This window comes from Pseudomonas sp. B21-023, from assembly GCF_024749165.1.
In the GTDB taxonomy this organism is placed as follows: domain Bacteria; phylum Pseudomonadota; class Gammaproteobacteria; order Pseudomonadales; family Pseudomonadaceae; genus Aquipseudomonas.
On the sequence record NZ_CP087190.1, the window covers coordinates 2,635,285 to 2,651,273 of the forward strand.

A 15,989-nucleotide genomic window follows, 5' to 3' on the forward strand; every position below is an offset into this window, starting at 1 on the left:
CATGAACATGAACGTGGAACTGTCGCCGGCACGGGCGGTGTCGGCGCTCGAGGAGCAGCCGTTGCTGCGCCTGGACGGGGTCAGCCGCAGCTTCATGGCGGGCGACCGCGAGTTCCTGGCGCTCAAGGGTATCGACCTGGAGATCCATGCCGGCGAGCTGGTGGCGATCATCGGCGCCTCGGGTTCGGGCAAGTCGACGCTGATGAACATCCTTGGTTGCCTGGACCATGCCAGCGCCGGCAGCTACCAGGTCAGCGGCCAGGAAACCCGTGATCTCGACGACGACGCCCTGGCCGCGCTGCGCCGTGACCACTTCGGTTTCATCTTCCAGCGCTACCACCTGTTGCCGCACCTGGATGCCCTGCGCAATGTCGAGATCCCGGCGGTGTACGCCGGCGTGGCGCAGGCCGGGCGCCATGCCCGGGCGCGGGAGCTGCTGGGCCGCCTGGGCCTGGACGGACACCTGGCGCACCGGCCCAGCCAGCTGTCGGGGGGCCAGCAGCAGCGGGTCAGTATCTGCCGGGCGCTGATGAACGGCGGCGAGGTGATCCTCGCCGACGAGCCGACCGGAGCGCTCGACACCGCCAGCGGCAAGGAAGTGATGAACATCCTGCTGGAACTGCACGGCGCCGGGCACACGGTGATCCTGGTGACCCACGACCCCAAGGTCGCCGCCCACGCCGAGCGGATCATCGAGGTCAGCGACGGGCAGATCGTCAGTGACCGGCGCACCCGCGCCGAGCCCACTGCACCGGCCGCCGAGGCGGCGCCCGCTCGCGAGCAGGCGCCACGGCGGCTGGTGGCCAGCCTCGGGTTGTTCCGCGAGGCCTTCAAGATGGCCTGGATCGCCCTGGTCTCGCACCGCATGCGCACCCTGCTGACCATGCTCGGGATCATCATCGGCATCACTTCGGTGGTGTCGATCTCGGCCATCGGCGAGGGCGCCAAGGGCTACGTGCTCAAGGACATCCAGGCGATCGGCAGCAACACCATCGACATCTACTCCGGCACCAGTTTCGGCGACAGCCGGGCCAAGGCCATCGAGACCCTGGTGCCGGCTGACGTGACCGCGCTCAACGAACTCTACTACGTCGACAGCGCCACCCCGGTGATCGGTCAGAGTTCGCTGGTGCGCTACCGCAACATCGACGCCGATGTGCAGCTAAACGGTGTCAGCGAGCAGTACTTCCAGGTGCGCAACATCCCCTTGGCCGCAGGGATCGTGTTCAGCGCCGATGATGCCCGGCGCCAGGCACAGGTGGTGGTGATCGACCACAACACGCGCAAGCGCCTGTTCGGCGATGGGTTCAACCCGCTTGGGCAGGTGATCCTGGTCGGCAACTTGCCGTGCACGGTGATCGGCGTGACCGCCGAGAACAAGAACCTGTTCGTCGCCGGCAACACCCTGAACGTGTGGATGCCCTACGAGACCGCCGCCGGGCGCGTGCTTGGCCAGCGCCACCTGGACAGCATCAGTGTGCGGATCAAGGACGGCATGCCGAGCAAGCGGGTGGAGGAGGAGGTCAACAAACTGATGCTGCAGCGCCACGGCACCAAGGATTTCTTCACCAACAACCTCGACAGCATCATGCAGACCGTGCAGAAGACCAGCCGCTCGCTGACCCTGCTGCTGTCGCTGATTGCAGTGATTTCGTTGGTGGTGGGGGGGATCGGGGTGATGAACATCATGCTGGTGTCGGTTACCGAGCGCACCCGCGAGATCGGCATCCGCATGGCAGTGGGGGCGCGGCAGTCGGATATCCGCCAGCAGTTCCTGGTGGAGGCGGTGATGGTCTGCCTGATCGGCGGGGTGATCGGGATCGGGTTGTCCTATGGGATCGGGTATCTGTTCGCGCTTTTCGTCAAGCAGTGGGAGATGGTGTTTTCACTGGGGTCGGTGGTCACGGCGTTCGTCTGCTCGACCTTGATCGGCATCGTGTTCGGCTTCGTGCCGGCGCGCAATGCGGCGCGTCTGGACCCTATCGAGGCGTTGGCACGGGACTAGGCCTGAGCGCTCGGGATCGAGCGCCGCTTCCGCGGTGCTCGATCTTGCGTGCCTGTGGGCATTCGGTCTGGCTAGTGTGGTGTTTTGCAAATACGACCAATAAATCGCGAGCGATTTTTGTGCTCAAGCAAGGCGTCGCGACGAGTCGTAGCCCAGCTACGGCGAGGAGCGACAACGCCGCATGAGCGCAAAAAGCGCCGCGAGTTATGGTCGTTATTTGTGAAACACCACACTAGATCTCTGCATACATCCAGCGCATCAGCGAGTGGCGGCCGCTGATGCCCAGCTTGATCGCCGCCCGGCGCAGGTAACTTTCCACCGTATTGACCTTGAGCCGCAGATGCTCGGCTTGCTGCGGCGCCGTGCGCCCGGCCAGCAAGCCCTCGCACACTTGCATCTCACGTTCCGACAGGCGGATGCTGGTCTGACGCAGGCGTTCGAGAAAACGCTGTTCGAGGCTGTCAGGGTCTGCGGGTACCGGCGCGGCAGGCTGCAGGGCATTGATGTGTTTTTCCAGCATGGGCAGCAACAAGGGCGAAATGTCCTCCAGCCGGCTGCGATCGGTAGCTGAGAAACCAACGCGGGTGTCGGCCCGCAAGACCGTGATTTCGTAGCGGAAACCATCCTTGCGCCGGGCCAGGTGCAGGCGCGCCGGGTCGTCGAAGCCGTCACCCGTATCGCCGGCGCTGAACACCGTCTCGCTGATCAGGGGCGCGTCTGGCTGGCTGGCGCAGGCCGGATTGATGCGCAGTTGGCGGATATGCGTGGCGTCGATGGTCAGGTGGGTCTGGATCAGGTCGTGCAGGTGCCGGGGGAAATGGCGGCTGCCGGTACTGGCTATGACTTTACCGATCTGCGGAAAAAGCAGGTGCGAATTCATCGTGTCATCCATGATAGGCGGTGGAACGGAGGCCCTTGCGCCAGCAACCAGCATCCTTGACTGTCGGCCGGGCCATCGGGCTGCTAGCTATCCTAGTACAACGAATCAGTGACGGTTAAATGAAGCGGCGATAATGGCATAACAATATCATGGGTGACGCCGCAGGTGTGTCCGCGCACGACTCGGGTATGATGCGCATCCCATCCCACAACGAGACCGCCCCATGTCCCTGAGCGCTGAACAGATCGGCGAATTCCGCTCTTTCTCCGAGCAACTGGCCGATGCCGCCGCGGCGGCGATCCAGCCTTACTTTCGTGCCAGCCTGGATGTCGAGGACAAGGGGGGGCGCCTGTACGACCCTGTGACCATCGCCGACAAGGCCGCCGAAGAGGCCATGCGCGCGCTGATCCAGGCTCACTATCCCACCCACGGCATACTGGGTGAAGAGCAGGGCGCGGCACTGGGCAGCAGCCCGCTGACCTGGGTACTCGACCCGATCGATGGCACCCGCGCCTTCATCACCGGCCTGCCGCTGTGGGGCACGCTGATCGCTCTCAACGACGGTACCCGCCCGGTGCTCGGGGTGATGAACCAGCCGTTCACCGGCGAACGCTTCATCGGCACCCCGCACGGCGCCTGGCGCAATGGCAAGGCGCTTAAGACCCGCGCCTGCGCCGACCTGGCGTCGGCCACGCTGATGTGCACCACCCCCGACATGTTCGACACCCCGGCGCGCAAGGCGGCGTTCGAGGCGGTCGCCGGCAAGGCCCGGCTGATGCGTTATGGCGGTGATTGCTATGCCTACTGCATGCTGGCGTCCGGATTCGTCGATGTGATCGTCGAGGCCAGCCTGCAGCCGTACGACGTGCAGGCGTTGATGCCGATCATCGAAGGCGCGGGTGGGGTCATCACCTCCTGGGATGGCGGCTCGGCCCAGGACGGGGGCTGCGTGGTGGCGTGTGGCGATCCGGCGTTGCATGCGCAGGTACTGGCGATGTTGCGTCACGCCATCTGATAGACCCTGCACGAGACGTTTGCCGTGGACTCAATCACCCAAGCCGTGCTCGGCGCGGCCCTGCAAGGCGCCGTACTGGGCCGTATCCAGGGCCGCCGCTCGCTGATCTACGGCGCCGCCCTGGGGACATTGCCCGACCTGGATGTGGTGATCCGCTACGCCGACCCGGTGTCGCAGATGACCTTCCACCGTGGCTTTTCCCATTCGATCTTCGTCCTGACCGGCCTGGCCCTGTTGCTTGCCTGGCTGGTCGCCTGGCGCTGGCCAGGCCGAGGCTATACCCCAGGCAGGCTGTTCCTGGCCTTCTGGCTGGCGCTGGTCACCCACCCGGTGCTCGACGCCTTCACCGTTTATGGCACCCAGCTGTTCTGGCCCCTGCACCTGACGCCGGAAAGCTGGGCGGCGGTATTCATCATCGACCCGGTGTATACCGTGCCGTTGCTGCTGGCGGTGGGCTATGCGGCGATCAGGGGCCTGAAGGGCAGGGCGACCGCGATGCTGTGCCTGGCACTGGGACTCAGCACGCTCTACCTGGGCTTCGGCCTGGCCGGGCGCATGGCCGCCGAGCAACGTTTCCACCTGGCCTTGCAGGCGCAGGGGGTCGAGGCCAGTGAGGTCCGCGCGGTGCCCATCGCCTTCAACAGCCTGATCTGGCGGGTGCTGGCGAAAACCCCGGATGGCGATTACTACGAGGGCGTGAGCAGCGGGTTCGATCGCGAACCTCCGGAGATGCTGCACCAGTCGCGCAATCTGGAGGCTGCCAAGGTACTGGCGGGCTCGCCACTGTACGAGCGCCTGCGCTGGTTCACCGATGACTGGCTGCGCTACGACATCATGGGTGACTCGCTGGTGGTCACCGACCTGCGCATGGGCATGCCAGGCAACTACAGTTTCCGCTTCGAAATGGCCCGGCGTGATGCCGCAGGGCAATGGACGGTGATCCAGCCCAGGGGCTGGATTGGTGGCGGTGCCGCCTCCCTGTTCGATGGCGAGCGGTTGAGCTTGATCTGGCGCCGTATCCTCGACCAGCAACCGCCACTGCCACTTGCCGTGTGGGCGGGGCATTTGTAGGTGGCTGGCTGGCTGGCGAGCAAAAAAAGCCCGCCGGGTGGCGGGCTACAAGGGCTTAGGGAGCAACACACAACAAATTCGGGGTCAGGCGACCAAGGTCTGGTCGAGCAAGCGGCCGGCCAGGGTCTCGGCGCAGCGGCGGCTGGTCAACGGGCCGCTGATGGCTTCACCGTCGCGCAGCAGGTACCAGCAGGCCAAAAGGCCCTGTTGGCGCAGGCTGCTGGGGACTGCGCTGCCGACAACGGACATGATCTGGATCGGGGCCATGGCGGATCTCCTCTCGAACATGGCCCTACCTTACCCAGGCGTCTTCAGGGTTTGAAATCAATGTCCTCGATAGTGGTCATTGCTTTTATCAACTATGCCGCTTACCAGCGCGGCGGGCCGTAGTACACCGGTGGCGGGCCATAATAGCGGCGGTAGACCGGCGGCGGGGCGGGCACATAGCGCTCGACCACATAGGGCTGGTAATACACCGGCGGTGGCGGCGCCTGCACATAGACCGGTGGCGGTGGATAGTAGGCCGGCTGGCGTTCGACGTAGACAGTGCGGTCGTGGCCGCCCGATACGGCCGCCCCGACCACCGCGCCCACCACGGCCGCGCCGATCACCGGCCCCGGGCCGTACCAGCCGCCACCATGGGCCGAGGCTTGCCCGCTGATTGCCAGCGCGCCGACCAGCAGGGCGATTCCGGGGATGTAACGCTTCATGGCGACACCTCGCAAGACAACCCCACGTTCGGGGTCTGTCTACTATGACCGCACTCTCGGTCAACCGCGCCATGGCAAAGGGTAAAGGTTGTGTAAGGGGCGACCGGCGGCGGGGTCTGGTACGCTGGCGCAATCGATTCAGCCATGACAGAGGAACCGCGATGAGCCATTCACCGAGCAGGGACACCGTGTTGTGCATTTCCCTGGCCGGGCGCCCCGGTACGTTCGGCGTACGCTTTCACAACCATCTGTATCAGCAGTTGGGCCTGGACTATTACTACAAGGCCATGACCACCCAGGACCTGCCGGCCGCCGTGGCCGGCATCCGCGCCCTGGGTATTCGCGGTTGCGGCGTATCGATGCCCTACAAGGAAGCCTGCCTGGCCTTGGTGGACGAGGTCGACCCCTCGGCTGCGGCCATCGACTCGGTGAACACCCTGGTCAATACCGCAGGCCATCTGAAGGCCTACAACACTGACTACCTGGCGGTACGGCAGCTACTGGCCGAGCGGCGGGTCGACCCGGCGACCGGCTTCGCCCTGCGCGGCAGCGGTGGCATGGCCAAGGCGGTGGCCAGCGCGCTGCGCGACGCTGGTTTTCGCGACGGCATCATCGTCGCCCGCAACGAGCAGGCCGGGCGGCAACTGGCGGATGTTTGCGGCTACCGTTGGCTGCCTGAACTGCAGGACCGTTGCCCGCCGATGCTGATCAACGTCACGCCGATCGGCATGGCCGGGGGCCCGGAGGCCGACCAGCTGGCCTTCAGCGAAACCGCAATCGCGGCGGCCGAGCGGGTATTCGATGTGGTTGCACTGCCGGCACGCACACCGCTGATCCGCGCCGCCGAGGCGCTGGGCAAACCGGTGATCACCGGCCTCGACGTCATCGCGCTTCAGGCGCTGGAGCAGTTCGTGTTGTACACCGGGGTCCGGCCGACAGCCGAACAGGTGGCGGCTGCCGTGGCGTATGCCCGTGAAGGCTGATTAGGTGTAGAAGGGCGCCGCTGCGCGCCGCATCGCCGGCAAGCCGGCTCCCACACTGTGGGTGCTGGCTGCTGGCGGGTTATCAGAACACCCGCTGATCCTTGTCATCCAGCTGCTGGTCAACCAGCGCCCGGCCATGGGCCAGGGAGACGTGCTGGGCATTCTCCAGGTCGGCGAAGAACTTCATCGGCATCGATAGTCGCCTGCTGCTGTGGCCGGCAGGGTCGGTGATCACGCAGCCTGCAGCATAGGGCAGGGGAGAGTCGGGGTGGGGCATCACGCTGGCGGTGATGGTGTGGTCGCGGTATTCACAGTGAAGGGTTTGCATCGTCCTTACCTCGCTGTGGCTTGGAACAGGCGTTACTTCCATATACCACAGCGAGGGGCCGAGGGTTCCCGGCCCGACGAGCGCGACCGGTGGGTATCAGCCCTTGAGTTCGGTCGGCTGGATGACCTCGACCCAGTAGCCGTCCGGGTCCTTGACGAAGGCCAGGTGGTTCATGCGGCCATCCTGCAGGCGCTTCTGGAACGGGACGTCCAGCGCCTCGAAGCGGGCGCAGGCAACACGTACGTCCGGTACCGAAATGCAGATGTGGCCGAAACCGCGTGGGTCGGTATTGCCATTGTGGTAGGCGAAGTCGGGGTCGTTCTCGGTGCCGTGGTTGTGGGTCAGCTCGAGTACGCCGGGGATCGATTTCATCCACTGATGGCGCTCGGCGTCATCGGCAGGAATCTGCGCCGGGTCGACCAGGGCCAGGAAATACAGGCTGAAAGCCGCCTCCGGGAAGTCGCGCTTGTCCACCAGGCGAAAGCCCAGCACGCGGGTGTAGAAGTCCAGGGACTTCTCGATGTCCTTGACCCGCAGCATGGTGTGGTTGAACACGAATTGGGCGGTGGCGGTGTCTGGTTGGGCGGTCACGCCGGGGAGGGTTTGCAGATCGTGCAGGCTCATGGGTACTCCGGAATCAGGGCCTTGAATAGGTTTGCCATGATACGGAAGTCAACCAGCAGCGCAAATGAAAGCGCCCCGCACGAGTGCGGGGCGCCGGAATTAGAGGCCCGCATGTGCGGGCGCGTGATGGGGTCGCTAGTCCTTTAGCTGGTTCGATACTGAGCCTGCGGGTGTGAAAAAAGTGTGAAGCAGGTGTCGAGGTTTCATCAGCGCACCCAACTTTCCACCGTCTGCGCCCCGTACTGTTCCTTCCAGGCTTTCAGCCCGCGGTGGTTGCCGCCTTTGGTCTCGATCCGCTCGCCGGTATGGGGGTTCGCGTAGACCTTTACCACCCGCGGGCGGCGTTGCTGCTTGACCGCGGCCGGGGCGCGGGTCACGGCTTTCGGGTCGAGAATGGCGATGATATCGCGCAGGCTCTTGTCATAGCTTTTCATCAGGCCGACTAGTTTCTGCTCGAATTCGATTTCGCGTTTAAGGCCGGCATCCTTTTTCAGCGCTTCCAGTTGTGCCATCTGTTCCTTGAGCGCTTTTTCGGCAGCACGAAACTCTGCAAGTCTGGACACTGTCTTCACTCCTGTAAGTCTGCCGTGGCGGGACGTGACGAACATGAAACCAGACTGAACGCCGGCCACGTGGATGGGTAAAGCTGTTCGCTAAGCGAGAGTGTAGTAGTCGCTTGCGAGTGGGTAAACAGCAAACTTTCTATCAATTACTCGGGAACTTTGCCGATTTTTTACGCGTTATTCGAAAAGACCCGGCCAACCACCTTAGACCATGGTCCCATGGCTTAGGCTAGAGCCCTTGGCGGAAAATTATGGATGATGGTCGAAGTGTATTCGTTCATCGCGTAGTGCCGGTGCAGATGACTGCCCGGATGGTTTTTCGTCTTTCTTCTGGATGTTCCTTCGCATGTTTGCCCCTTTCCCCCTCGCCCCCGGGCGCCGAGTTGCCGGCTTGTTCTTCCTGTGTGCCGGTGTCAACGCCCAGGCCGCCGGTTTTCTTGAAGACAGCAGTGCCAAGGTCGAAGCACGCAATGTCTATTTCAACCGGGACTTCCGTGACGGCCACACCAGTTCCAAGCAAGGCGCGTCGAAGCGCGAAGAGTGGGCGCAGGGCTTTATTCTCAATGTTCAGTCCGGTTATACCCAGGGACCGGTCGGATTCGGCGTGGATGCGCTGGGGATGATTGGTTTCAAGCTCGACTCCAGTCCCGCCGACAGCAATAGCGGCCTGTTGCCGTCGTCCGGGCACGACCCGCGCCATTCCGCCGACCAGTACGCCAAGATGGGCATCGCCGGCAAGGTGAAGGTGTCCAACACGGTATTCAAGTACGGTTCGATGATGCCGGACGTGCCGCTGCTCAAGTACAACGACGGGCGCCTGCTGCCGACCATGTTCCATGGCGCCTGGTTGACCTCCGAGGAAGTGCGCGACCTCAAGTTCACCCTGGCACGCCTGAACCAGTACACCGCGCGGGATTCCACCGACCGCCAGGACATCCGCGTGCACTGCAAGAACAAGCGCTATGCCTGCGATATCGAGGCCGATCATTTCGACCTGGCCGGCGTCGACTACCGCTTCAACGACCGCGTCAGCGCGCAGTACCAGGTGTCCAAGCTGGAAAACATCTACCGCCAGCACTTCCTCGGGCTGGTCGCCAGCCAGCCGCTGGAAGTCGGCACGCTGTCGGCGGACCTGCGGGTGATCAAGAGCGACGACATCGGCAATGCCCGTGCCGGGCGCATCGACCACCGCGCCTTCAGCGGCATGCTTGGCTACAGCCTGGGTGGGCACAAGCTCAGCGCCGGCTGGCAGCGCATGTACGGCGACAGCGCCATGCCGTACCTCGACGGCACCAACCCCTATCTGGTCAACTATGCCCAGGTCAACGACTTCGCCGCCGCCCAGGAGCGTTCCTGGCAGGTGCGCTACGACTACGATTTCAAGGCCCTGGGCGTGCCCGGCCTGACCTTCTTCACCCGCTACATCAATGGCGACAATGTGAAGGTCCCTGGCAGCAACGCCGAAGGCAAGGAATGGGAACGCGACAGCGAGCTGAAGTACCAGGTGCAGAGCGGCACCTTCAAGGACGTCAGCGTGCGCCTGCGCAACTCCACCTACCGCAGCAACTACGAGAAGTGGGCGCGTGACATGGACGAAACCCGGGTCATTGTCAGCTACAACTTCTCGATCCTCTGACCCGTTTTGCCAAACGACCGGTGGTCGGTCGACAATGACCACCGGCAACCAGGCAGGGCAGGCGATGAAACAGCTTCTACTGATCGGTATCGGACCGGGCGATCCTCGCCAGGTCACCTACGAGGCGGTGGAGGCGCTGCGGCGCGCCACGGTATTCTTCGTGCTCGACAAGGGCAGCGACAAGGACGACCTGGTGCGCCTGCGCCGGGCCATCCTCGAGCGCTACCTGCCCGAGGGTGGTTACCGCCTGGTGCAGGTCGAGGACCCGCGCCGGGACGGCCAGGCGCCGGATTATGTCGGCGCCGTGCAGGACTGGCATGCCCAGCGCGCCGCATTGTACGCCCGGCTGATCGAGGATGAGCTGGGCAGCGATGATGTCGGCGCGTTCCTGCTTTGGGGCGAGCCGGCGTTGTACGACAGCACCCTGCGTATTCTCGACCTGGTCCGCGAACGCGGCCTGACGCTGGCCTTGCAGGTGATTCCAGGCATCAGCAGCATCCAGGCGCTGGCCGCCCGTCACCAGATCCCGCTCAACCGTATCGGCGAGCCGCTGACCGTGCTGCCGGGGCGACGCCTGGGCGAACAGACGCGGATCGACAATGTGCTGGTGATGCTCGATGGCCAGTGCGCGTTCGCCGCCCTGGATGATCCGCAACTGGTGATCTACTGGGGCGCCTACCTGGGCACGCCGGACGAGCTGCTGGTGAGCGGGCCGTTGCAGGCGGTGAAGGGGCGCATCCTTCAGTTGCGCGATGAGGCGCGGCGGCGCAAGGGGTGGATCATGGATACCTATCTGTTGCGCAGGGAGGGGTAGTGGTTGGTGGCTGGCGGGAGAGTTGCAGCGCCTGTGAGATCAAGCGCTGTAGATCCATCGTCAGACCCATCAAGGCCGCTGTGGCAACACCGAACTGCCAAAGCTGTTGCCCATGCGCGTCGAGGTCGCTGCCGGTGTCGCCAAGCCCATCTGGTTTGGTGCCCTGCGCTGCATCTGCCTGACCGGGTCGAGCTGATCGCGCAGGCCCTTGGCGGCGCGCGGATCGGCCCCTTGCAGCTGTCGGCTCAGACAGTCGTAGGCCAGTGCCCGCGATTGCCCGACCTGCACGTCGATGCAGCCCTTGGACGGTTCGGCCAGCGCCGGCAGGGCGCAGGCCAGCAGCAGCGGCAAAGTGATCAGCGACAGTCGAATCATGGTGCTTCTCCGTGCAGTCATTCCTTGCGCCAGTCTATTCGCTGCCAGCATGGGACGGGGTGAAGCTTTGATTGCCGAGGCCTGTCACCACAGCGTCATACACAGGCCCCAGGATGACGTTTCCCCCGGCGACGGCGGCCAGCAAGGAGGCCAGATCTCCCGTGCGTGCATTGCTTGTGGCCGGCGCGCTGATACTGGCCTGGCTGGTGGCGGCGCCAGGGGCGCGTGGCCAGCCGATACTGACCTTCGACCTACCGGCGCAGGCGCTGGACCGGGCGCTGGACAGCTTCGGCCGGCAGAGTGGCCTGGCGGTGCTGGTCGACCAGGCGTTGCTCGCCGGCCAGCGCTCCAGCCCGCTGCGCGGCCGCTACACGCCGCGCGAGGGTTTGCAGCGCTTGTTGCAAGGTACCGGTCTGCAGGCGCGCCACGGCAGCGGTGGATTCACCCTGCAACCGTTGCGCCTGCGAACAACGCCCGGGCGTGGCCGGAGTGAAGGCCCGGCGTCGGGCAGTTATGCGGTGGCATTGCAACACGCGGTCGAGCGCGCTCTGTGCGCTTGGCCGTCGACCCGCCCGGGCAGCTACCGGGCGGCCGTGCAGGTCTGGATCGATGCCAGCGGGCAACTGGTGCAGAGCCGGCTGCTGGCCTCCACGGGCGACTTTGCCCGCGATGCCGCGCTGGTCGAGCGGCTGCGGGCGGTGCGCCTGGAGCAGGCGCCGCCGACTTCACTGGCACAGCCGCTGACCCTGTTGCTGCGCCCGGAACCTATGGATTGCCCTCTTTCGCAAGGAGCTGCGGCGGCATGAACAAACCTCGGGACAGTGCGCTGGTCAAGCTGTTTCTGACCTCCTACGACACCTTCAGGGTCCGTCTGAGGCGGCGGCTCGGCTCGGACGACCTGGCCAACGACGTGCTGCAGGAAACCTACTTGCGCGTGGATCGCATGGACGCCGCGCACGACCTGCACAAGCCTGGTGCCTACCTGTACCGCATGGCCTTGAACGTTGCCGCCGACCGCCGCGAGGCCGATGCCCGGCTGCTCACCGGCGCGGAGATCGAGACGCTGCTGCAGGTGGCCGAGGACCAGGACCCGGCACGCATCGTCGGCGGTCAGCGCGAGATCCAGAGCCTGCTGGGCGCGCTCTACGAGCTGCCGGCCCGACGTCGGCGGATCTTCATCGCCGCGCGGCTGGAGGAGGCCTCGCACCAGGAAATCTCCCAGCGCTTCGGCATTTCCACACGCACCGTGGAGAAGGAACTCAAGGCGGCACTGGGGCATTGCGCGATGCGTCTGGACAGAAAAGTGTTTCAACGCTTCGGTCCCGGCGCGGGAAAACCGTCTTGAACGATAGTCGACCTCTTCATGTGAGCACCATGCCCCAGATTCCGCCCGATCCCGACTTGCAGCGCCAGGCCCAGGGCTGGCTGTTGCGGCTGACCTCCGGCCAGGCTACCCAGGCCGATGCCCAGGCCCTGCGCCAGTGGTGTGCACGCAGCCCGGCGCACGCCGAGGCGTTCGCCCAGGCGCGTCAGCTCTGGTGTTTGCTCGGGCCAGCGGCGCAGCAAGCCAGCCAGGCGCCATCGGCGCCGCTGCTCGGGCGCCGGGCGTTGTTGGGCGGGGCGCTGGCCGCGTCACTGGCGGTGGTTGCCTGGCGTGGCGGCTGGCTGGACGAGGCCATGGCGCCGCCTGCGGCGTTCGCCACCCAGGTGGATGAGCAGCAGCGGGTCGAACTGGCGCCTGGCGTCGAACTGGAACTGAACGTGCGCACACGCGTCAGCCGCGAGGCACAGGGTATCGCCCTGCTGGCAGGCGAAATCGAAGTACAGGCCCGCCAGCCCATGCAGGTGCGGGCGCAGGAAGGGGTGATCAGTACCGAGCAGGCCCGATTCAATGTGCGTGAGGACGACGACGGCGTGTGCGTCACCTGCCTGAGTGGCGAACTGCGCATCTTTGCCCAGGGCCGGCTCGAGGCGCTGCCGGCCGGCCGCCAGTTGCGTTATGGCGCGCAAGGCGTCGGCGTGCCCGAGGCCTTCGACATTGGCCAGGTGACGGCATGGCGCGAGCGCATGCTGGTGTTCCGTGATGCACCATTGACCCAGGTAATCGACGAGATCAACCGCTACCGCCCCGGGCGCCTGGTACTGCTCAACCCGTCACTGGGGCGCCGCCGGGTGCAGGCGCGGTTCAGTTTCGATCAGTTGCGCCAGGCCGCTGAACTGATCCGCGTCGCCTATGGCGCGCGCTGCCTGGAACTGCCCGGCGGGGTGGTGCTGGTCAGTTGAATGGCCCCAGCACCTGGCGGTAGTGTTCCTCGCCCTGGGGACCGCGCCGGTTCAGGCGCACCTCGAGCCCGATGGGATTGTCGTCGGCCTCGCTGGCCGGGGAGCGCCAGCCGCCCTTGGCCTGCCAGGTGCGCAGGCTGAATGCGCTGACGTTGTCCAGCACCGCCACCGCGGCTTTCGGCGCGGGCAATGGGAAGCCTTCGCGCAGTGGCGCGGCGGCGCGGTACAAGGTGCTCCCGCGTACATACCAGCGCACTCGCTGCAGGCCGCTGCCAGACACGGCACCGGCGCGCACCAGCTCCAGGCGCTCGGCGCGGACACGCATGGCGGGCAGCAAGGGCTTGCCCGGCGGCTCGTGGCCGGGCAACACCGGCTCGACCAGTTCCACCGTGGCACGCATGGCCAGGTCGCGCTCCAGCTGCTGCAGCACACGCATCACCGCCTGATGGTCATCGCTGGCCTGGCGCAGGTGTTGGTCGGCGCGGCTGACGCTGTCCAGGCCACGCCAGGCGATCAGGCTGACCACCGCCATCAGCAGGATGGCGATCATCACTTCGATCAGGGTAAAACCGCGTTGGCGGGTCATGGCTGGCTCACCCGCACCTGCCCGGCGGCGTTGCGCGCCAGTTCCAGCCGCAGCGTGCCGCTGTGCAGGCGCAGGGTCAGGGGAGCGCCGATCCACTCGCCATCGAGCCATACCGCGCCACGGGGCTCGGCCTGCACCTTCACCGTCTCGGCCTGCCAGCGGCGCGGCTTGAGCGGTCCCTCGACCAGCACCTGACCATCGGCGCGCACGAAGCGATAGCCGTCGCGATCTCTCTGCCAGCGCAGCGGCTGACCGTCGGCCTGGGCTTCGCTTTGCGCCAGCTCCAGCAAGCGCGCCAGGCGCTCGCCGTCTGCGCGCAACTGCTTGCCCGGATCGGGGCGTATGTTCAGGCTGATGGCGGCGCTGGCGATGCCGACGATCACCAGCACCACCATCAGTTCTATCAGGGTGAAACCACGTTGTCCGTTCACGGGGCGCTCCTTGTCCTGGCAAGGCAGCTTGCCCGAGCAAGATGATCGGCGTGTGAAACAAAACCGTGAGAATCACCCGGTATGCTTGGGCGCAGGCACACAAGGAGCGCGTGACCATGCGTATCGTTCGTCCCAACTTGTCACTCGGGCTGTTGTTGCAGGCGCTGGGGCTGCTGGTCGCGATGGCCGGGCTGGCGACCTGGGGGCAACTGTTGTGGCCGCCAGCGGCGAGTCAGGCCACGGCCCGGGCTGCCGACACCCCGGTAGTAGCCGAGACAGCGGCCGGGCGATGGTTTGCCGATATTCCCCTGCAGGTGCAGATCCAGGTCAGCGGGGTGATGGCCGGCAGCCAAGGCGCCGTGGCCATCGTCAGCCTCGACGGCGGCCCGGCACGCGCCGTGCGCAGTGGCGAGGAGCTGGCTCGCGGGGTGCGCCTGATGGCTATCGAGGGTCGCGGCCTGGTGATCGAGCGCGGCGGCCAGCGCAGCCGCGTCGAGGTGCCGGCATTGGCCCAGACGGCGTTTCCGGGCGAGGCGCCTCAGCCCTCGGCGAACTGACGCAGGCGCTCGCCGTCGAGACGATAGCGGATCCACTCGTCCTGTGGCTCGGCGCCCAGAGACTGGTAGAAACCGATGGCCGGCTCGTTCCAGTCCAGCACGCTCCACTCCAGGCGCCCACAGCCGTTTTCCACCGCCTCCCGGGCGATATGCCGCAGCAGCTTGCGCCCCGCGCCGTCACCGCGTTGCTGCGGGGTGACGTAGAGATCCTCGAGGTAGATACCGTTGCGCCCCAGCCAGGTGGAGTAGCTGTAGAAATACACGGCGAACCCGATGGCCTGGCCGTCGCGCTCGCAAATCAGGCTACGCACCGTGCTGCCTGCGTCGAACAGGCTGTGCTCGATGTCGGCGAGGGACGCCACCACTTCGTGGCGGGCGCGCTCGTAGTCGGCCAGCTCGGTGATGAAGGCCAGGATCTGGGCGGCGTCGGCCAGCACTGCGGGGCGGATGGTCACGGACATGATGGGGCTTCCTTGTACGGGAGAGGGTGCGAAGGCGGTCAGTATTGTCAGGGACGGCCGCCAGTTGCCTGGTAGATGATTTGCTGTGCCTCAAGTCGCCTTCGAAAAGTATTGAAAAGACTCCTCTGTCCAGTCCGTGATCGCTAGCACTATGCTGGTTCGGTGTACGCCATTCAGGACGACCCACATGCCAACCCCAAAAGGTAGCCACCTCCGTCGCGGCAGATACTCAGAGTTCGGTAGGTTCTATCTGCTGACCACAGTAACTCATCGTCGCCGACCCTTGTTCGTCGATCTCCGCCACGCGCGTACGGTAGTCAAGTATCTGCGCCTGGCTGACCAGGAAGGTAGTTGCCAGTCACTGGCCTGGGTAGTGATGCCTGACCATCTTCATTGGTTGGTTGATTTGAAAAATGTGACGCTGGGCACGTTGATGCGTTACTTCAAGGCACGATCCAGTCATGAACTGCATAAAGTTGGGCTCAGATCAACACCCGTCTGGCAAGCCGGTTATCACGATCGTGCCTTACGAAAGGAGGAAGATGTAGTCATGGTTGCAAGGTACATCATTGCTAATCCGTTGCGAGCCGGGTTAGTGGACAGGGTGGGTAGCTACCCGCACTGGGATGCGATCTGGGTAAAGGGGTGTTCGACTTGAGATTTCAGC

General features: G+C 65.1%; 21 protein-coding genes. 11 read left to right on the forward strand and 10 right to left on the reverse strand.

Annotated features, from left to right (window positions below):
• The first annotated feature begins 1 nt into the window (after position 1).
• Complete coding sequence (locus LOY42_RS11785) at positions 2-2,005, forward strand: MacB family efflux pump subunit (RefSeq protein ID WP_139671345.1); 2,004 nt, start codon at positions 2-4, stop codon at positions 2,003-2,005.
• Positions 2,006-2,237: 232 nt separating this feature from the next.
• Here the strand turns inward: LOY42_RS11785 and LOY42_RS11790 are convergent, their stop codons facing one another.
• Positions 2,238-2,885 carry a helix-turn-helix transcriptional regulator gene (locus LOY42_RS11790; protein ID WP_258600749.1) on the reverse strand — a complete coding sequence of 216 codons (648 nt, stop codon included), beginning with the start codon at positions 2,883-2,885 and terminating at the stop codon, positions 2,238-2,240.
• Between the two features lie 223 nt (positions 2,886-3,108).
• On the opposite strand from LOY42_RS11790, the gene hisN reads away from it, so the two are divergent.
• Complete coding sequence (gene hisN, locus LOY42_RS11795) at positions 3,109-3,900, forward strand: histidinol-phosphatase (protein ID WP_139671339.1); 792 nt, start codon at positions 3,109-3,111, stop codon at positions 3,898-3,900.
• 24 nt (positions 3,901-3,924) lie between these two features.
• Positions 3,925-4,971 (forward strand): metal-dependent hydrolase, encoded by a 1,047-nt coding sequence (locus LOY42_RS11800; RefSeq protein ID WP_139671337.1) that lies wholly within the window; start codon positions 3,925-3,927, stop codon positions 4,969-4,971.
• Between the two features lie 84 nt (positions 4,972-5,055).
• On the opposite strand, the gene LOY42_RS11805 is transcribed toward LOY42_RS11800, so the two are convergent.
• Both LOY42_RS11805 and LOY42_RS11810 read right to left on the reverse strand, forming a co-directional pair.
• A complete protein-coding gene (locus LOY42_RS11805; RefSeq protein WP_023632068.1) occupies positions 5,056-5,238 on the reverse strand; it encodes a hypothetical protein in 183 nt (60 codons plus the stop codon).
• A 101-nt stretch (positions 5,239-5,339) separates the two neighbouring features.
• The gene (locus LOY42_RS11810; protein ID WP_258600753.1) at positions 5,340-5,681 is read right to left on the reverse strand and encodes a hypothetical protein; all 342 of its coding nucleotides are present in this window, start codon (positions 5,679-5,681) and stop codon (positions 5,340-5,342) included.
• Positions 5,682-5,842: 161 nt separating this feature from the next.
• Between LOY42_RS11810 and LOY42_RS11815 the strand changes: the two genes are divergently transcribed.
• Positions 5,843-6,664, forward strand: coding sequence for a shikimate 5-dehydrogenase (locus LOY42_RS11815; protein ID WP_111532764.1), 822 nt, complete (start codon positions 5,843-5,845; stop codon positions 6,662-6,664).
• An 82-nt stretch (positions 6,665-6,746) separates the two neighbouring features.
• On the opposite strand, the gene LOY42_RS11820 is transcribed toward LOY42_RS11815, so the two are convergent.
• From LOY42_RS11820 to LOY42_RS11830, 3 genes are all read right to left on the reverse strand, one after another.
• Positions 6,747-6,992 carry a hypothetical protein gene (locus tag LOY42_RS11820; RefSeq protein WP_023630255.1) on the reverse strand — a complete coding sequence of 82 codons (246 nt, stop codon included), beginning with the start codon at positions 6,990-6,992 and terminating at the stop codon, positions 6,747-6,749.
• A gap of 96 nt (positions 6,993-7,088) precedes the next feature.
• Positions 7,089-7,616, reverse strand: coding sequence for a lactoylglutathione lyase (gene gloA, locus LOY42_RS11825; protein ID WP_102683890.1), 528 nt, complete (start codon positions 7,614-7,616; stop codon positions 7,089-7,091).
• Positions 7,617-7,822: 206 nt separating this feature from the next.
• Positions 7,823-8,179, reverse strand: a complete 357-nt coding sequence (locus LOY42_RS11830; protein ID WP_046855429.1) for a histone-like nucleoid-structuring protein, MvaT/MvaU family — start codon at positions 8,177-8,179, stop codon at positions 7,823-7,825.
• Between the two features lie 346 nt (positions 8,180-8,525).
• Between LOY42_RS11830 and LOY42_RS11835 the strand changes: the two genes are divergently transcribed.
• A complete protein-coding gene (locus LOY42_RS11835; protein WP_139671330.1) occupies positions 8,526-9,815 on the forward strand; it encodes an OprD family porin in 1,290 nt (429 codons plus the stop codon).
• A gap of 64 nt (positions 9,816-9,879) precedes the next feature.
• Positions 9,880-10,629, forward strand: a complete 750-nt coding sequence (cobF, locus tag LOY42_RS11840) for a precorrin-6A synthase (deacetylating) (protein WP_139671328.1) — start codon at positions 9,880-9,882, stop codon at positions 10,627-10,629.
• A gap of 69 nt (positions 10,630-10,698) precedes the next feature.
• Here cobF and LOY42_RS11845 read toward each other — a convergent pair whose 3' ends face one another.
• The gene (locus LOY42_RS11845) at positions 10,699-11,004 is read right to left on the reverse strand and encodes a hypothetical protein (RefSeq protein ID WP_258600764.1); all 306 of its coding nucleotides are present in this window, start codon (positions 11,002-11,004) and stop codon (positions 10,699-10,701) included.
• Between the two features lie 161 nt (positions 11,005-11,165).
• On the opposite strand from LOY42_RS11845, the gene LOY42_RS11850 reads away from it, so the two are divergent.
• Genes LOY42_RS11850 through LOY42_RS11860 form a run of 3 tightly spaced genes read left to right on the forward strand, consistent with a single transcriptional unit; the run spans position 11,166 to position 13,287 of the window.
• Complete coding sequence (locus LOY42_RS11850; protein WP_258600766.1) at positions 11,166-11,810, forward strand: secretin and TonB N-terminal domain-containing protein; 645 nt, start codon at positions 11,166-11,168, stop codon at positions 11,808-11,810.
• Positions 11,807-12,349 (forward strand): RNA polymerase sigma factor, encoded by a 543-nt coding sequence (locus tag LOY42_RS11855; protein ID WP_102683893.1) that lies wholly within the window; start codon positions 11,807-11,809, stop codon positions 12,347-12,349. Before LOY42_RS11850 ends, LOY42_RS11855 begins: the two co-directional genes overlap by 4 nt.
• A gap of 29 nt (positions 12,350-12,378) precedes the next feature.
• A complete protein-coding gene (locus LOY42_RS11860) occupies positions 12,379-13,287 on the forward strand; it encodes a DUF4880 domain-containing protein (RefSeq protein ID WP_198754337.1) in 909 nt (302 codons plus the stop codon).
• Here the strand turns inward: LOY42_RS11860 and LOY42_RS11865 are convergent.
• Together LOY42_RS11865 and LOY42_RS11870 are read right to left on the reverse strand one after the other, a co-directional pair.
• Positions 13,280-13,873, reverse strand: coding sequence for a type II secretion system protein GspJ (locus LOY42_RS11865; RefSeq protein ID WP_139671316.1), 594 nt, complete (start codon positions 13,871-13,873; stop codon positions 13,280-13,282). The two genes, LOY42_RS11860 and LOY42_RS11865, sit on opposite strands and share 8 nt — an antisense overlap.
• Positions 13,870-14,268, reverse strand: a complete 399-nt coding sequence (locus tag LOY42_RS11870; RefSeq protein WP_408981079.1) for a GspH/FimT family pseudopilin — start codon at positions 14,266-14,268, stop codon at positions 13,870-13,872. Before LOY42_RS11870 ends, LOY42_RS11865 begins: the two co-directional genes overlap by 4 nt.
• A 152-nt stretch (positions 14,269-14,420) precedes the next feature.
• Here LOY42_RS11870 and LOY42_RS11875 point away from each other — a divergent pair, with 152 nt between their 5' ends.
• Positions 14,421-14,861 carry a general secretion pathway protein GspC gene (locus LOY42_RS11875; RefSeq protein WP_139671310.1) on the forward strand — a complete coding sequence of 147 codons (441 nt, stop codon included), beginning with the start codon at positions 14,421-14,423 and terminating at the stop codon, positions 14,859-14,861.
• Here LOY42_RS11875 and LOY42_RS11880 read toward each other — a convergent pair.
• Positions 14,843-15,322, reverse strand: coding sequence for a GNAT family N-acetyltransferase (locus LOY42_RS11880; RefSeq protein WP_139671307.1), 480 nt, complete (start codon positions 15,320-15,322; stop codon positions 14,843-14,845). The two genes, LOY42_RS11875 and LOY42_RS11880, sit on opposite strands and share 19 nt — an antisense overlap.
• A gap of 187 nt (positions 15,323-15,509) precedes the next feature.
• Here LOY42_RS11880 and LOY42_RS11885 point away from each other — a divergent pair, with 187 nt between their 5' ends.
• Positions 15,510-15,980 (forward strand): REP-associated tyrosine transposase, encoded by a 471-nt coding sequence (locus LOY42_RS11885; protein ID WP_139671304.1) that lies wholly within the window; start codon positions 15,510-15,512, stop codon positions 15,978-15,980.
• Positions 15,981-15,989 lie beyond the last annotated feature (9 nt).

Excerpts from the sequence above, each read along its gene's own strand:
- LOY42_RS11785 (WP_139671345.1), top strand. The coding sequence starts at position 2 with ATGAACATGAACGTGGAACTGTCGCCGGCACGGGCGGTGTCGGCGCTC.
- LOY42_RS11790 (WP_258600749.1), bottom strand. The coding sequence starts at position 2,885 with ATGAATTCGCACCTGCTTTTTCCGCAGATCGGTAAAGTCATAGCCAGT.
- hisN (WP_139671339.1), top strand. The coding sequence starts at position 3,109 with ATGTCCCTGAGCGCTGAACAGATCGGCGAATTCCGCTCTTTCTCCGAG.
- LOY42_RS11805 (WP_023632068.1), bottom strand. The coding sequence starts at position 5,238 with ATGGCCCCGATCCAGATCATGTCCGTTGTCGGCAGCGCAGTCCCCAGC.
- LOY42_RS11810 (WP_258600753.1), bottom strand. The coding sequence starts at position 5,681 with ATGAAGCGTTACATCCCCGGAATCGCCCTGCTGGTCGGCGCGCTGGCA.
- LOY42_RS11815 (WP_111532764.1), top strand. The coding sequence starts at position 5,843 with ATGAGCCATTCACCGAGCAGGGACACCGTGTTGTGCATTTCCCTGGCC.
- LOY42_RS11820 (WP_023630255.1), bottom strand. The coding sequence starts at position 6,992 with ATGCAAACCCTTCACTGTGAATACCGCGACCACACCATCACCGCCAGC.
- gloA (WP_102683890.1), bottom strand. The coding sequence starts at position 7,616 with ATGAGCCTGCACGATCTGCAAACCCTCCCCGGCGTGACCGCCCAACCA.
- LOY42_RS11835 (WP_139671330.1), top strand. The coding sequence starts at position 8,526 with ATGTTTGCCCCTTTCCCCCTCGCCCCCGGGCGCCGAGTTGCCGGCTTG.
- cobF (WP_139671328.1), top strand. The coding sequence starts at position 9,880 with ATGAAACAGCTTCTACTGATCGGTATCGGACCGGGCGATCCTCGCCAG.
- LOY42_RS11845 (WP_258600764.1), bottom strand. The coding sequence starts at position 11,004 with ATGATTCGACTGTCGCTGATCACTTTGCCGCTGCTGCTGGCCTGCGCC.
- LOY42_RS11855 (WP_102683893.1), top strand. The coding sequence starts at position 11,807 with ATGAACAAACCTCGGGACAGTGCGCTGGTCAAGCTGTTTCTGACCTCC.
- LOY42_RS11860 (WP_198754337.1), top strand. The coding sequence starts at position 12,379 with ATGCCCCAGATTCCGCCCGATCCCGACTTGCAGCGCCAGGCCCAGGGC.
- LOY42_RS11865 (WP_139671316.1), bottom strand. The coding sequence starts at position 13,873 with ATGACCCGCCAACGCGGTTTTACCCTGATCGAAGTGATGATCGCCATC.
- LOY42_RS11870 (WP_408981079.1), bottom strand. The coding sequence starts at position 14,268 with ATGGTGGTGCTGGTGATCGTCGGCATCGCCAGCGCCGCCATCAGCCTG.
- LOY42_RS11875 (WP_139671310.1), top strand. The coding sequence starts at position 14,421 with ATGCGTATCGTTCGTCCCAACTTGTCACTCGGGCTGTTGTTGCAGGCG.
- LOY42_RS11880 (WP_139671307.1), bottom strand. The coding sequence starts at position 15,322 with ATGTCCGTGACCATCCGCCCCGCAGTGCTGGCCGACGCCGCCCAGATC.
- LOY42_RS11885 (WP_139671304.1), top strand. The coding sequence starts at position 15,510 with ATGCCAACCCCAAAAGGTAGCCACCTCCGTCGCGGCAGATACTCAGAG.